The following is a 14,346-nucleotide window of genomic DNA, read 5'->3' as shown; positions in this document are numbered from 1 at the left end:
ACGCATGGCCGGCCACCCCGGTTGCGGCGCCGCGGTGCCGATGGCTCCGGCACAGGCGATCCCCGCATCGACGGTTTGCTTACACATCCTCGGCCATTGCGGCTTAAGGTGCGCGGATTGCACCGTCCGGGAGAGCCCATGTCCACGCCAAGCGCCGTACCGCACATCGTGATACTCGGCGGCGGCTTCGGCGGCCTGTGGGCCACCCGCGCGCTGCGCTCGGCGCCGGTGCGCATCACCCTGGTGGACCGCACCAACCACCACCTGTTCCAGCCGCTGCTGTACCAGGTGGCCACCGCGGGCCTGTCCGGGCCGGACATCGCCGCGCCGCTGCGGCACATCCTGCGCCGGCAGCGCAACGTCACCGTGCGCATGGACGAGGCGCGCGGCATCGATCTGCGGCAGCGCCGCGTCGCGCTGGCCGGCGGCACGCTCGACTACGACTACCTGCTGGTGGCGACCGGATCGAGCCATGCCTACTTCGGCCACGACGACTGGGCCCGTCATGCGCCCGGCATGAAGACCATGGACGATGCGCTGGCGATCCGCCGCCGCATCCTCAGCGCCTTCGAGGCGGCGGAGCGCGAGCCAGATCCGGCACGCCGCGCCGCATGGCTGAGCTTCGTGGTGATCGGCGCCGGCCCCACCGGCGTCGAGCTGGCCGGCACGCTGGCGGAGATCGCGCACCACACCCTGCGCGACGAGTTCCGCGAAGCCGACCCGCGCACCGCGCAGATCCACCTGGTGGAAGCCGGGCCGAGGGTGCTGGCGGCAATGCCGCCGACGCTGTCGGCCGAGGCGCAACGCAGGCTCGAACGCATGGGCGTGCGCGTGCACCTGGGCGCCGCGGTCACCGGCGTGGACGAGGCCGGCGTGCAGGTGGACGCGCAGCGCATCGAGGCGCGTACCGTGCTGTGGGCCGCCGGCGTGGCCGCCTCGTCGCTGGGTGCGCAACTGGGTGCGCCGTGCGACCGTGCTGGGCGCGTGCTGGTGGAACCCGACCTGTCGCTGCCCGGGCATCCGGAGGTGTTCGTGGCCGGCGACCTCGCCCACGTCGAGCAGGACGGCCGGCTGGTGCCGGGCCAGGCCCCGGCGGCCAAGCAGATGGGCCTGCACGTCGCCGGCGCGATCGGCGACCGCCTGGCGGGCCGTACCACGCGCGCTTTCCGCTACCGCGACTACGGTTCGCTCGCCAGCATCGGCCGCGGCGCGGCGGTGGTCGACGTGCGCGGCATGCGCCTGTCGGGCCTGTTCGCCTGGTGGTTCTGGCTGGTCGCGCACATCTTCTTCCTGATCGGTTTCCGCAACCGCCTGGTGGTGATGCTCGACTGGGCCTGGTCGTACTGCACCTGGCAGCGCAACGCGCGGATCATCGTCGGCAAGGGCAATGACGATGATGATGACGCCTAGCGTGCAACCCGCCTCGCACGCTTGCGCGATGCGGCACGTGCCATTACCCTGCGAACCCCCATCCACCCAGACGCGCATAAGGAGGTCAAGAGAAATGATTGTTTCGTCCCACATCTCCGCCGGGCTGGCGCTGCACTGATCTTCCTCCGGATGGCCGCGACGCGGCGCATCCGCAGCCATTGGGCATGTCGACCCCGGCGTTTTCGTCCGGCTTCCCGCAAGGGCGGCCGCTGCGTATCGTCTTTCCCTGGGGTTCCACGCATGCCGTTTCCGACATTCACGCTCCACCAGCTCGGCTGGCGGCCGGGCCATGCCCGCCATCTCACGCTCGAGGACTTCGAGGCCGGCTATCCCGCCCGCGTCGTCGGCGTGCACCGCAATGGCCTGTCCGTGCTGTCCGCCCGCGGTGCGGCCCTGGTCGCGCTGCCGCACGCCGTGGCCGCAGCCATCGAACCCGCGGTCACCGTGGGCGACTGGGTACTGCTCGAAACGGAGGCGCCGCGCGTGCTCCGCATCATCGAGCGGCAGTCGCTGGTCGCGCGCATCGCGGCCGGCGGCGAGCACCGCATGCAGGCGATCGCCGCCAACCTCGACAGCCTGTTCGTGGTCACCTCGTGCAACGACGACTTCAATCCGTCGCGGCTGGAACGCTATCTCGCGGTGGCGTTCGAGGCCGGCATCGAGCCGGTCGTCGTGCTGACCAAGGCCGACCTCTGCGCGGACACCGCCGGCTACGTCGATGCCGTGCAGGCGATCGCCGCCGGCGTCGCCGCGGTGGCCGTCGATGCGACGTCGCCCGCTTCCGCCGCGCGGTTGGCTCCGTGGCTGGAAGAGGGACGGACGGTGGCGTTCGCCGGTTCGTCCGGCGTGGGCAAGTCGACCCTGGCCAACAGCCTCGTGGGCCGCGCCGCGCAGGCCACCGGCGGCATCCGCGAGGACGACGCCAGGGGCCGGCACACCACCACCTCGCGCGAGATGTTCGCCTTGCCGTCCGGCGCCTGGGTGATCGACACGCCGGGCATGCGCGAGTTGCGCATCGGCGCGGTCGAGGCCGGCGTGGGCGCGGTGTTCGACGACATCGAGGCGTTCGCCGCGCAGTGCCGCTTCCGCGATTGCAGGCACGAGGGCGACGCGGGCTGCGCGGTCGAGCGGGCGCTCGCCGAAGGCCGGCTGGACGCCCGCAGGCTGGCCAGCTATCGCAAGCTGCAGCGCGAAGCGGCCAAGGCGGCGTACACGGCGCGCGAACGCCACGAGCATGCGCGCCGCTTCGGCCTGATGAGCCGGCAGGTGCAGCAACTGCAGCGCGAGCGCAAAGGGCGCGACGCCTGAACGCGCGCGACGGGCGTCCCGGAGGTTCGCGGAACCTCCGGGACGCTCCTTCGCGGTGCGCGGCATGGCGTCCGCGAAATGCAATTGTCTAACAGCGGGGCGGATCGATAGCATCGCCGCATGCCTCGCTCCACGCCCACGCTGCTGACCCGCCTGCGCCGCCACCGCGGCCTGTGGGTACTGGCCGTGGCGGTGCTGTTGATCAAGCTGGTCAGCGGCACGATCTGCCTGGGCGACAGGCCGGCGGCGCGCATCGCCGCGGTCTCCGCGGTGCCGACGGTCGCCGTCGCGATGGCCCCGGCCGACGCCTCCGTCGATGCCGCCGACGCCTGCCTGCTCGGCGAGGCGGGCGGCTGCCACTGCGCCTGCGCGCACTCGGCGGCCTTGCCGGCGGCGCTCGTGCTGCCGGTGGCGCACATGGACGTCTCGTTCGCCTCGCCCGAAATCCATTCGGGCTTCACGCCGGCCGCGACCGGCTCGTTGCTGCGCCCTCCGATCGCCTGAAAACGCCCGTTCCGCGATGAAGCCGCCGTGCAGGCGGCGCGTCGCTCCGTGACCGTTTCCAGGAGAAGATTTCATGTCCGTCCCACGTACGGCATCGCTCGGTGCCGCATGCCTGCTGGCCATGGCGACCTTGAGCGCCGCGCCACGCCCCGATCCATCCCCATCCGCCGCCGCGCAGGCACCGTCGCCGTTGCAGGACGCCGTGCGCCGGGTCTGGGCGGCCAGCCCGGACGTGCAGGCCGCGCGCGCCGGGCTGGCCGCCGCGCAGGCGCGCGCGCAGGCGGCCGCGCAACCGCTGTACAACCCGTCGCTGTCGCTGGAGGCGGAGAACGCCGACGTCGACCGGCGCACGGCCGGAATCAGCCTGGCGCTGGATCTTTCCGGCAAGCGCCGCGCCCGCGCCAGCCAGGGGAGCGCCGACCTGCTCGCCAGCGAGGCGGGCTACGAACTGCTGCGGCGGGACCTCGCCGCGCGCTGGCTGAAAGCGTGGGCGACAGCGTCGCTGGCCGCGCGCCAGCGCGCGCTGGGCCAGCGCCGGCTGGCGCTGATGCAGCGTTTCGACGCGCTGGCCGCCGAACAGCTCAAGGTCGGCGACATCAGCAGCCCCGAACGCGACCTGGCCGGCCTTGCGCTGGGCGAGGCGCAGATCCAGCAGGCGGCCTTGATCGGCAACGAGGCCGCGGCGCGCGCGACGCTGTCGTCGATCGGCGGCGACGCGGTCGATCCACTGCCGGCGCTGGACAACGGCATGCCGCCGCCGGCGGGCATCGTCCCGTTGCCTGACGACGAGCGGCCCGAGTGGCGCCAGGCAAGCGCGCGGCAGGCGAGCGCCGATGCCGGCGTGCAGGTGGCGCGCCGTGCGCGGATACCCGATCCCACGCTCGGCCTGGTCGGCGGCCGCGTGCGCAACGGACCGCTCAGCGACCGGGTGATCGGGGTGATCATCGCGATCCCCTTGCCGGTACTCAACAGCGGTCGTGCCGAAGTCGCCGCCGCGCGCGCCGAGGCCGAGGCCGCCGCGGCCGAGCTGCGCGCACAGCGGCAGCGGCTGCATGCCGGGTTGCAGGAAGCGCAGGCGCGCTATGCCGCCCTGCGCGATGCGGCCGCCGCGTTCCGCCAGGGCCGCGCGGCCGCCTTCGAGGATCGTGCCGCCCTGCTGGAGAGGCTCTGGCGCGCCGGCGAGATCGGCACCTCCGACTACCTCGTGCAGCTCAAGCAGAGCCTGGACACCGCGCTGTCCGGCCAGGAACTGGAAAGCCAGGCCTGGCAGGCCTGGTTCGACTATCTCGGCGCCGCGGGCCGTCTCACCGACTGGCTCGACGGCCGCACCCAGGAAACCTCCCGATGAACCGTACTTTCTTCAAACGCAGCCTGCTCGGCCTCGCGCTGGGCTTTTCGATCCCGCTCGGCGCATGGGCGCAGGAACCCGCGCCGGCCGATCCGCTGGCGCTCGACGCCGAGGCGGTCAAGGAGGCCGGCATCGCGGTCGGCGTGGCCGCGCCGCAGGCGCTGGCCGAGGAGCTGAAGGCGCCCGGCGAAGTGGTCGTCGATGCGTATTCGACCGTGCTGGTGGCGCCCCGGGTGGAGGCGCAGGTGCTTTCCCGCAAGGCCAGGCTCGGCGAGGTGGTGAAGGCCGGCCAGCCGCTGCTGGTGCTGTCCAGCGTGCAGGCGGCCGAGACCCAGGGCGCGCTGATCGTGGCCGAGCAAGACTGGCGGCGGATCGCCTCGCTCGGCCCGCAGGCGGTGTCGGCGCGGCGCTACAACGAGGCCCGCGTGCAGCGCGACCAGGCCCGCGCCAAGCTGCGCGCCTACGGCTTGTCGGACGGCCAGATCGGCGCGCTGCTGCGCAAGGGATCGGCCGCCGCGGACGGCAGTTTCGAGTTGCTTGCGCCGGTCGCCGGACGCATCACCACCGATGCGTTCCTGGTCGGCGAACGGGTCGAACCCGGCCGCACGCTGTTCACCCTGGTGCAGGAGGACTCGGTGTGGGTGGAGGCGCAGCTGGCGCCGTCCGACGCCGAGCGGGTCAAGCCCGGCGGCGCCGCGCGCATCCTGGTGCACGGCGGCGAGCTGCCCGGCAAGGTGGTGCAGCGCGCGCACCAGACCAGCGAGCGCACCCGCACCGTCTCGGTGCGCATCGCGGTGGACAACCGCGCCGACCTGCTGCATCCGGGCGAACTGGTCGATGCGCGGCTCGCCATCGGCGACGCGGCGCCGGCGCTGGCGGTGCCGGCCGAGGCGGTCGTGCTGCTGCAGAACCAGCCCAGCGTGTTCCTCGACAAGGGCAACGGCCGCTTCGAGCCGGCGGCGGTGGAGACCGGCGAGTCGCGCGACGGCTGGATCGTCGTCACGCACGGACTGAAACCCGGCGCCCGCTACGTGCGCAAGGGCGCCTTCGCGCTCAAGGCGCGGCTGCTGCGTTCGCAACTGGGAGAGGAATGATGCTGGAGCGACTGGTCGAACTTTCCCTGCGCTACAAGGTGCTGGTGCTGATCGCCTTCGCGGCGGTCGGCTTCCTGGGTTTCCAGGCGGTGCGCCAGTTGCCGATCGATGCGTTCCCCGACGTCACGCCGGTGCAGGTCAACGTGTACACCGAGGCGCCCGGACTGGCCGCCGAAGACGTCGAGCAACTGCTGACCACGCCGGTGGAGTCGGCCCTGGCCGGCCTGCCGAAGGTGGAGCAGATCCGCTCGGTGAGCCTGTTCGGGCTGTCCTACGTGTCGGTCTATTTCGACGACGGCATGGACATCTACTTCGCCCGCCAACTGGTCAACGAGCGGCTGCAGCAGGTCGGCGACCGCCTGCCTGCCGGCTACGGCAAGCCCGAGATGGGGCCGAACACCTCCGGCCTGGGCCAGGTGTTCTGGTACACCGTGGAGCGTGCCGACGAGCAGCCGAGGGAGGCGAAGGGCGCCGCGCCGGACGACATGGACCTGCGCACGTTGCAGGACTGGACCATCCGCCTGATCCTGCGCACCGCGCCCGGCGTCGACGACGTCACCTCGTGGGGCGGGCAGGAGAAGCAGTACCAGGTGCGCATCGACCCGGTGAAGCTGATCGCGCACAAGCTCGGCTTCAAGGACGTGATCGCGGCGCTGCAGGCCAACAACGCCCAGGTCGGCGGCAACTTCGTCGACGTCGGCCGCGAGCAGTACCTGGTGCGCGGGCTGGGGCTGGTGCGCAATGCGCAGGACCTGGGCAGCATCGTGCTGAAGACCGAGGACGGCACGCCGGTGTACGTGCGCGACGTCGCCGCGGTCGTCGAGGCGGGCGCGCCGCGCACCGGCGCGGTCACCCGCGACGGCCGGGAAGTGGTGATGGGCCAGGCGCTGGCGCGCATCGGCGAGAACGCCAAGAGCGTGGTCGACGCGGTCAGGTCGAAGCTCGACACGGTGAGGCAGGCGCTGCCGCCCGGCGTGGCGGTGAAGCCGGTGTACGAGCGCACCGGGCTGGTCAACGCGGCGGTGGACACGGCGGTGCGCGCGCTGGTCGAGGGCTCGATCCTGGTGGCGCTGGTGCTGTTCCTGTTCCTCGGCGAGCTGCGCAGCGCGCTGGTGGTCGTGCTGGCATTGCCGCTGGCGATGCTGATCGCCTTCATCTGCATGGAGCAGGCCGGGCTCTCGGCCAACCTGATGTCGCTGGCCGGGCTGGCGATCGGCATCGGCATGATGGTCGACGGCGCGGTGGTGATGGTGGAGAACGCCTTCCGCATCATGGCCAAGCGCAAGTCGCACGGCCTGCCGGTGGACCGCAGCGCCGCCGTGCTGGCGGCGGCCCGCGAGGTGGCCAACCCGGTCGCGTTCGCCATCGCCATCATCATCGTGGTGTTCCTGCCGCTGTTCAGCCTCGAAGGGCTGGAAGGCAAGATGTTCAAGCCGATGGCGTTCAACATCGGCTTCGCCATGGCCGGCTCGCTGGCGCTCGCGCTGACCCTGGTGCCGGTACTGGCCGCGCTGGTGCTGAAGCCGAAGGAGGAGAAGGACACGCGCCTGGTCGCCTTCCTGAAGCGCCGCTATGCCCGGGTGCTGGATTGGTCGCTGGCGCATCGCCGGTGGGTGCTCGCCGCTGCCGCCATCGCGCTGGTCGGCAGCCTGGCGCTGTTCCCGTTCCTGGGCAAGGAGTTCATGCCGAACCTGAAGGAGGGCGCCATCATGTGGCGCATCACCTCGATTCCCTCGGCCTCGCTGGATGAATCGATCGCCATCTCGCGGCAGGTATCGGCGCTGGTCAAGCAGCAGTTTCCCGAGGTCGAGACCACGCTGGCGATGATCGGCCGCGCCGAGAAGGGCGAGACCGCCGACGTGAACTACATGGAGGTATACACGCCGCTCAAGCCGAAGCAGCAATGGCGCAAGGGCGAGACGCTGGAAAGCATCGAGCAGGCGATGCAGCAGGCCCTGTCCGACGCGCTGCCGACCGCGGTGGTGAGCTACACCCAGCCGATCCAGATGCGCATCGAGGAGCTGATCTCCGGCGTGCGTGCCACCCTGGCGTTGAAGCTCTACGGTGACGACCTGGGCGAGCTGGACCGTTTGAGCGCGCGCATCAAGGATGTGCTGGCCGGCGTGCCAGGCGTCGCCGACCTCGCGCTGGAGGCGAACCTAGGCAAGCCGCAGATCCGCATCCGCGTCGACCGCGAGGCGCTGGCGCGCTACGGCCTGAATGCCGACGACGTGCTGACGGTGGTGAAGAACGGCATCGGCGGCGAGCCGGTGACGAGCCTGCTCGACGGGGTGAAGCGCTTCGATATCGCCGTGCGGCTGGACGATGACGACAAGGCCTCGCTGCCGGCGATCCGGCGCATTCCGATCCGCGCGCCGGATGGCGCACTGGTGAAGCTGTCGCAGGTGGCCGAGGTGAGCGATGCAGAGGGCTACTCGTTCATCCGCCGCGAGCAGTTGCAGCGCTACGCCGTGATCCAGATGGACGTGCGCGGACGCGACATCGACGGTTTCGTGCAGCAGGCGAATGCCGCGATCGCGCAACAGGTGAAGCTGCCGCCGGGCTATTACAGTGAGTGGGGCGGCGCGTTCGAGAACCAGCAGCGCGCGCTTAAGCGGCTGGCGCTGATCGTGCCGGCGACGATCTTCTTCATCTTCGTGCTGCTCTACACCGCCTTCAATTCGGTGAAGTACGCTGCGCTGATCCTGGCCAACGTGCCGTTCGCCACCATCGGCGGCATCGTCGCGCTGGCGGTCACCGGACAATACCTGTCGGTGCCCTCGGCGATCGGCTTCATCGCGGTGTTCGGTGTGGCGATGCTCAACGGCATCGTGCTGGTGAGCTTCCTCAACGGGCAGCGCGGCATGGGGCTGGCGGTGCGCGACGCGGTGCTCCGCGGCACCGCCTTGCGCCTGCGCCCGGTGCTGATGACCGCCAGCGTGGCGATCCTGGGCCTGGTGCCGATGCTGCTGTCCAGCGGCGTGGGCGCGGAAACCCAGCGCCCGCTCGCCACCGTGGTGGTCGGCGGCCTGATCAGCTCGACCCTGCTGACCCTGGTGCTGCTGCCGGTGCTGTACGACTGGATCGAGCAGCGTGCGGCCCGGCGTGCGGCGGTTCGCACGCCATGACGCGCATGGCGTTCAGAAGGAGGCGCAGGCAGGCGAGCGCACGCGCAGCACCGCCTCCTGCGCGAAGCGCGCCTTGTAGGCGCCGGCGATCGCGCGCACCGCCTGCTCGCTGGCGTCGTCGTCGGGATGGACCAGGGTGACCGCGTAGGCCGGTTCGCGCACGATCCCGCCGTCGGCGCCGCGCCATTGGCCGGAAGCGGCGGATACGGTGAGACCCTGCGGGAAGCGGGGCGTCACCGTGTCGCGCAGGAAGCGGTCCCAGTCGCCGGGCGATACCTGTCCCTGCGGCATCGCGGTGCCGAAGTACAGTTCGTCGCGCACGGCACCGTGCATGCCGGGCCCGCAGGCGCCGTTGGGCAGGCTTGCGCATGCGGCCAGCAGCAGAGGCAGGGCGGCTATCGCCGCGCGGCCGGGCCGCCGCGGCATGGCGCGGCGGACGAAGCCGCCGGCGCGTGCCTGCAACGATGCGGCGATACGCATGGCCGGTCTCTGCTGATGGGGGATCGCCATGATGGCCGAACCGGGCGCGGGCCGGGTATCCAGGTACGGCCACCGGACCGGCATGTGCCGGCCGGTGGCCGTGGTTCGGGGCTCGTCATGCCCAGCCGGCGGTGCGTCTTCGTCCACCGTGGATCGGCTTGCCTGGGTCTGGCAAGGAGCCTGGCGCGGCAGTCGGGCGATTGCCCTGAACCGGCGCTCGCAGATTCCGTGCGGGCAATGCTGAAGTTGCAAGGTGTGGGCAGGGCTCAATCGGTGCCGATGATCTTGCCCGTCTCCGGATCGATCTGCAGCTTCACGCGCTTGCCGGCCCGGTCGTCCGCCTTGGCGTGCCAGACGCCGTGCTTGAAGCCGACGTCGTGCACGTCGGTATAGCCCTCGGTGGAGAGCGCGGCGCGTACGTCGGTCTCGCTGAGGCGGGAAACCTGCTCGTCGGGGAAAGCCTGGCCGGTCCTGGGATCGACCCGCACGGACACGCGCGTACCGTCGCCGCTGCGGGCATGCGCCCGCCACATGCCGTCGTCGAACTTGAGGTCGTGCACCTTGGTGTAGCCCTGCTGTTCGAGCTGGGTGCGCACCTGGCGCTCGGTGAGGGCATCCTGCGCCATGGCGGCGCCGGCCAGCCCCAGGGTGAGCGCGGCGGCGAGAATGGCGGTGTTCTTCATGGCGGTTTCCTCGTGGGAGCGAGGCCCGGAGTGTTGGCGCGCGAAGATCAGCAACGGGTGAATTCGGTGTTGCCATGGCCGCCGTCCGTTCACCTTGGCGGCCGCAGGCGTGCACGGCGGATCAGGGCTCGGCATCCCAGTAGTCGAGGCTGTTCTCGCTGCGCTGCACCACATGCAGCCGGGTAGCGTCGTCGCGGACGGCGATCGCCGCGTACTTGCCCGAATCGGGGTACTCGACCAGCTCGGGCGTCTCGCGCGTGCCGATGGACAGGTATTTCAGCGGCGCGTCGGAAGTGTTGACGATCTGGTGCGGGTAGTCGGGGCCGGGCGGGACGAAGATCACGTCGCCGCTGCGGATCGGCAGCGTCTCGCCGGCCACGCGCAGGGTCCCGTGGCCCTCCAGCACGATGAACATCTCCTCCTGCGCGTAGTGGAAGTGGTACGGGCACGAACGCTTGCCGGGCGCGACGGTATCGATCGAGGCGCCCAGCTTGCATGCCGCCGTTCCCGGCGCCAGGCGGGCGCACAGGGTCTCGTAGAGCGGGTCGCGCACATGGTGCTCGAGCGCGGCGTCGTTGAAGTTGCGGATCAGCCGGTCGGCCAGTGCGCGGGCTTGCTCGGTCATCGGGTTTCCTGCGTCGATCGGCATGTTCCGCCGCGGAGGCGGGCGAGGGTACAACGCGTCGCCAGGGGACTGCCGTTTTCCGGGGCGGATCAATGGCTGCGGCGCCTCCGCTACCGGGACGGGCGCGCCGGTGGGCTATCCCAGCGCGACGAGCTGCCGCGCCACGTATACCGCCAGGAAGCCGGCCATGACGATCAGCAGCGGCGCCATCACGCGTTCCAGCAAGGTGCCGCCGTAGGCATGGACCTGCTCGCTGTCGATCAGCTTGCGGTTCCGGTTGAAGCGCACGGTGGCGAGCAGCACCACCAGCGCCCCGAACAGCAACAGCAGCAGGCCCAGCCATTCGGAAGCGCGCACGTGCAGGCCGGGGATCGAATGGCCGGCGGCGCGGGCGGCATAGGACAGGAAGATGTCGAACCGCTCCAGCAGGAAGCCGAACGCCATCACCGCGATCGCCGTGCGCACCCAGGCGAGATAGGTGCGTTCGTTGGCGGCGTGGTCGCTGAAGTGCGGGATCATGGGATGCATCCATGCCGCACCCGGCGTCCAGGGCAAGTGAAGCGGCTTGCCCGCATGCCACGGGGCGCCGCTTGCGCGATCATGTGCGGTCCGCCGCACTGGACGCCAGGATGCCCATGAACCGGATCACCACCGTCGACCCCGGCGAATACGAGGCACTGGCCGCGCTGTGGGAAGCCTCGGTGCGCGCCACCCACGACTTTCTCGACGAGGCGGACATCGCCGCGCTGCGGCCCCTGGTCCTGCACGACGGCCTCCCCGCGGTGACGCTGCGCGCCTGCCGCGACGAGTCGGGCCGCGTGCGCGGTTTCGTGGGCGTGGCCGGCGGCAAGGTCGAGATGCTCTTCGTCGATCCGGCCAGCCGCGGCCGGGGCATCGGCAGGGCCTTGCTGGCCCATGCGGTCGAGGTGCTGGCCGCCGATGCGCTCGACGTCAACGAGCAGAACGTCCAGGCGCTGGGTTTCTACCGGCAGGCCGGCTTCGAGGTCGTCGGCCGCTCGCCGCTGGACGGCCAGGGGCGGCCGTTTCCGTTGCTGCACATGGCGCGGCGGCCGCGGCGCGCCGGCGGCGAGTAAGCACGCGGCGGGTTGCCTTCGGCCACCGCACGGGCGCAGCCGGGCCGTTGCGCGCCGGCCGCGGCCGGCGTGCGCGGCGCGGGCCGCATGGCGCATGCGCTAGCATGTCGGCCTGCATTTGCATCGAAGAACCCTCCATCCCCGCATGTTCACGTTCGTTCTTGTCGCCCTGGCCCTGGTGACCCTTGGCCTCGTGGTTTTCCGTCGGTGGCGCGCCTTGCGCAATCGCGGACGCAATACCCGCCGCGCGGTCCGCCGGCCCGCGTCGGCGCGGCGGGCGCAGCAGGGCAGGAAGTCCGGCACGGTTTCACGGAGTGCCGCGCAGCCGGTGGCTTCGCCGAACCCGTATGCGCCGAAGATCGCCACGATGGAGACGCCGGCCGAGCCGTGGCGGCTGCAACGCCCGGTCGCGCCGCGGCAGGAGCGTGTCGCGGCCGGCATGCCGGAAGGCCGCGGCACCCGCCCGCCGGGTACGTCGACCGCCAGCATCGTGCGCGCCCTGAGCGGCATGGCCGGAACGGGGCCAGCGCGCGCGCCGGAAGCCGGGCGGATCGTGATGCGTCCGCCCGTACTGGCGAAGCCGAGCGACCATGCGGAAGCCACGGCCGTCGCCGATGCGTCTGGGTCCCGCCTGCCAGGAACGGAAGCGGTCGCGGACGTGCCTGCCCGGGCACCCGTCGCGGAAGACACATCCACGGCCGGGCCGGCCGCCGTGCGCATCGAGCCCGCAGGCGCCGCCGTGCGCGTGCTGCCGTCCACCCTGCGCAGCGCCTCGAACGACGATGGCGCACCCGCGGCGCGTGCGGCACTCGCCCCGCCCAGCCGGCCGGCCGTGGCCGAGCCGGCGCAGGCTGCCCCGCGCAACTTCGAGCTGCCGCCGCTGGACCTGCTGCTGACCCGCTCCGATACCGGCGACGTGGCCTCGGCCGAATCGCTGGCGGAGACCGGGGTGCTGATCGAGCAGCGCCTGCGCGAGTTCAAGGTGCCGGTGACCGTGGTCGGCGCCTCGGCCGGTCCGGTCATCACCCGCTACGAAGTGGAGCCCGCCGTGGGCGTGCGCGGCAACCAGATCGTCGCGCTGATGAAGGACCTGGCCCGCGGCCTGGGCCGTACCTCGATCCGCGTGGTCGAGACGATTCCCGGCAAGACCTGCATGGGCCTGGAGCTGCCCAACGAGCAGCGGCAGACGATCGGCCTGGCCGACATCTTCCGCTCCGACGCCTACCGCGGACACGACTCGCCGCTGGCGCTGGCGATGGGCAAGGACATCACCGGCGAACCGGTGGTCACCGACCTGGCGCGCGCGCCGCACATGCTGGTCGCCGGCACCACCGGCTCGGGCAAGTCGGTGGCGGTGAACGCGATGATCCTGTCGATGCTCTACCGCGCCACGCCCGACGACGTGCGCCTGATCATGATCGACCCGAAGATGCTGGAGCTGTCGATCTACGAGGGCATCCCGCACCTGCTCGCGCCGGTGGTCACCGACATGAAGCTCGCCGCCAACGCGCTCAACTGGTGCGTGGCCGAGATGGAGGAGCGCTACCGCGCGATGTCGGAACTGCGCGTGCGCAACCTCGCCGGCTACAACCAGAAGATCCGCGACGCCCGCGCGGCCGGCACGCCGCTGCACAAGCCGGCGACCGAGCCCGGCGCGGCGCCGGAGCCGCTCGACACGCTGCCGCTGATCGTGGTGGTGATCGACGAGCTGGCCGACCTGATGATGGTGGCCGGCAAGAAGATCGAGGAACTGATCGCGCGGCTGGCGCAGAAGGCGCGCGCCGCCGGCATCCACCTGATCCTCGCCACGCAGCGACCGTCGGTCGACGTCATCACCGGCCTCATCAAGGCCAACATCCCCACCCGCGTGGCGTTCCAGGTTTCCTCCAAGATCGACTCGCGCACCATCCTCGACCAGATGGGCGCCGAATCGCTGCTGGGGCAGGGCGACATGCTGTTCCTGCCGCCCGGCACCGGCTACCCGCAGCGCGTGCACGGCGCCTTCGTCTCCGACGAGGACGTGCACCGCGTGGTCGCGCACCTCAAGCGCCACGGCGCGCCGGCCTACCGCGAGGACATCCTCGCCGGCCCCGCATCGGAAGCCGCCGACCTGTTCGGCGACGAGCATGGCGACGCCGAACTCGACCCGCTCTACGACGAGGCCGTCGCCTTCGTGCTGCGCAGCCGCCGCGCCTCGATCTCGTCCGTGCAGCGGCAGTTGCGCATCGGCTACAACCGCGCCGCGCGGCTGGTCGAGAGCATGGAAGCGGCGGGGCTGGTATCGGCGATGGGGCACAACGGCGTGCGCGAGGTGCTGGCGCCCGGTCCGGACGACGGCTTGTAGACATCGGGGGCGCCGATGACGGAAGCGCGTACCTTGCGCTCCCGCGAACCCGTTGCCGCCTCCATGGCGATGACCTGGATGGCGAAAACGGAGGACGGATAGCCGTCCGGCAGACCTCCCACGGATGGCTTTTCGCCGGGTCTGGTGCCGCTGGCATGTCGCCGCCACCCGTGCCGAAGGTAGCCATGACCTTTGACCCTTCGACGCAGGCCGGTCACCGGCGTACGCTGCGCGCGACCGGCCGGCCCGTGGTGAACGGGTGGAGGTCGCCGGTAGCTGCCGTCCCCAGCAGCTACCCGCCTGCCTG

General features: G+C 71.4%; 12 protein-coding genes. 8 read left to right on the top strand and 4 right to left on the bottom strand.

Annotated features, from left to right (window positions below):
- The first annotated feature begins 138 nt into the window (after positions 1-138).
- The 6 genes from ASG87_RS15350 (at position 139) to ASG87_RS15325 (ending at position 8,813) form a co-directional block, all read left to right on the top strand.
- On the top strand, positions 139-1,410 hold the full coding sequence (locus tag ASG87_RS15350; protein WP_056007059.1) for an NAD(P)/FAD-dependent oxidoreductase: 1,272 nt from the start codon (positions 139-141) through the stop codon (positions 1,408-1,410).
- 261 nt (positions 1,411-1,671) lie between these two features.
- On the top strand, positions 1,672-2,739 hold the full coding sequence (rsgA, locus tag ASG87_RS15345; protein ID WP_056007055.1) for a ribosome small subunit-dependent GTPase A: 1,068 nt from the start codon (positions 1,672-1,674) through the stop codon (positions 2,737-2,739).
- A gap of 120 nt (positions 2,740-2,859) precedes the next feature.
- A complete protein-coding gene (locus tag ASG87_RS15340; RefSeq protein WP_056007054.1) occupies positions 2,860-3,243 on the top strand; it encodes a hypothetical protein in 384 nt (127 codons plus the stop codon).
- A 73-nt stretch (positions 3,244-3,316) separates the two neighbouring features.
- On the top strand, positions 3,317-4,591 hold the full coding sequence (locus ASG87_RS15335; RefSeq protein WP_082583025.1) for a TolC family protein: 1,275 nt from the start codon (positions 3,317-3,319) through the stop codon (positions 4,589-4,591).
- A complete protein-coding gene (locus ASG87_RS15330; protein WP_056007051.1) occupies positions 4,588-5,685 on the top strand; it encodes an efflux RND transporter periplasmic adaptor subunit in 1,098 nt (365 codons plus the stop codon). The genes ASG87_RS15335 and ASG87_RS15330 overlap by 4 nt, the downstream gene beginning before the upstream one ends.
- A complete protein-coding gene (locus tag ASG87_RS15325; RefSeq protein WP_056007388.1) occupies positions 5,685-8,813 on the top strand; it encodes a CusA/CzcA family heavy metal efflux RND transporter in 3,129 nt (1,042 codons plus the stop codon). Before ASG87_RS15330 ends, ASG87_RS15325 begins: the two co-directional genes overlap by 1 nt.
- 12 nt (positions 8,814-8,825) lie before the next feature.
- Here the strand turns inward: ASG87_RS15325 and ASG87_RS15320 are convergent, their stop codons facing one another.
- The 4 genes from ASG87_RS15320 to ASG87_RS15305 form a co-directional block, all read right to left on the bottom strand.
- Positions 8,826-9,293, bottom strand: a complete 468-nt coding sequence (locus ASG87_RS15320; RefSeq protein ID WP_200949129.1) for a DUF3574 domain-containing protein — start codon at positions 9,291-9,293, stop codon at positions 8,826-8,828.
- A gap of 266 nt (positions 9,294-9,559) precedes the next feature.
- Complete coding sequence (locus tag ASG87_RS15315) at positions 9,560-9,976, bottom strand: PepSY domain-containing protein (RefSeq protein WP_056007381.1); 417 nt, start codon at positions 9,974-9,976, stop codon at positions 9,560-9,562.
- Between the two features lie 121 nt (positions 9,977-10,097).
- Positions 10,098-10,601, bottom strand: a complete 504-nt coding sequence (locus ASG87_RS15310) for a cupin domain-containing protein (protein ID WP_056007048.1) — start codon at positions 10,599-10,601, stop codon at positions 10,098-10,100.
- A gap of 135 nt (positions 10,602-10,736) precedes the next feature.
- Positions 10,737-11,120, bottom strand: coding sequence for a DUF202 domain-containing protein (locus tag ASG87_RS15305; RefSeq protein WP_056007047.1), 384 nt, complete (start codon positions 11,118-11,120; stop codon positions 10,737-10,739).
- 116 nt (positions 11,121-11,236) lie between these two features.
- Between ASG87_RS15305 and ASG87_RS15300 the strand changes: the two genes are divergently transcribed.
- Together ASG87_RS15300 and ASG87_RS15295 are read left to right on the top strand one after the other, a co-directional pair.
- A complete protein-coding gene (locus ASG87_RS15300) occupies positions 11,237-11,695 on the top strand; it encodes a GNAT family N-acetyltransferase (RefSeq protein ID WP_056007044.1) in 459 nt (152 codons plus the stop codon).
- A 328-nt stretch (positions 11,696-12,023) separates the two neighbouring features.
- Entirely contained in the window at positions 12,024-14,039 is a 2,016-nt protein-coding gene (locus tag ASG87_RS15295) for a DNA translocase FtsK (protein WP_326937903.1), read from the top strand.
- Positions 14,040-14,346: the final 307 nt, after the last annotated feature.

The organism is Frateuria sp. Soil773 (assembly GCF_001428405.1).
Lineage (GTDB): Bacteria > Pseudomonadota > Gammaproteobacteria > Xanthomonadales > Rhodanobacteraceae > LMSL01.
Note: the sequence above shows the minus strand (reverse complement) of the source record. Positions and strands in the feature narration are given on the sequence as shown.

Coding starts and splice junctions, on each gene's coding strand:
- rsgA (WP_056007055.1), top strand. CDS start 1,672: ATGCCGTTTCCGACATTCACGCTCCACCAGCTCGGCTGGCGGCCGGGC.
- ASG87_RS15350 (WP_056007059.1), top strand. CDS start 139: ATGTCCACGCCAAGCGCCGTACCGCACATCGTGATACTCGGCGGCGGC.
- ASG87_RS15325 (WP_056007388.1), top strand. CDS start 5,685: ATGCTGGAGCGACTGGTCGAACTTTCCCTGCGCTACAAGGTGCTGGTG.
- ASG87_RS15310 (WP_056007048.1), bottom strand. CDS start 10,601: ATGACCGAGCAAGCCCGCGCACTGGCCGACCGGCTGATCCGCAACTTC.
- ASG87_RS15320 (WP_200949129.1), bottom strand. CDS start 9,293: ATGCGTATCGCCGCATCGTTGCAGGCACGCGCCGGCGGCTTCGTCCGC.
- ASG87_RS15300 (WP_056007044.1), top strand. CDS start 11,237: ATGAACCGGATCACCACCGTCGACCCCGGCGAATACGAGGCACTGGCC.
- ASG87_RS15340 (WP_056007054.1), top strand. CDS start 2,860: ATGCCTCGCTCCACGCCCACGCTGCTGACCCGCCTGCGCCGCCACCGC.
- ASG87_RS15330 (WP_056007051.1), top strand. CDS start 4,588: ATGAACCGTACTTTCTTCAAACGCAGCCTGCTCGGCCTCGCGCTGGGC.
- ASG87_RS15305 (WP_056007047.1), bottom strand. CDS start 11,120: ATGATCCCGCACTTCAGCGACCACGCCGCCAACGAACGCACCTATCTC.
- ASG87_RS15315 (WP_056007381.1), bottom strand. CDS start 9,976: ATGAAGAACACCGCCATTCTCGCCGCCGCGCTCACCCTGGGGCTGGCC.
- ASG87_RS15335 (WP_082583025.1), top strand. CDS start 3,317: ATGTCCGTCCCACGTACGGCATCGCTCGGTGCCGCATGCCTGCTGGCC.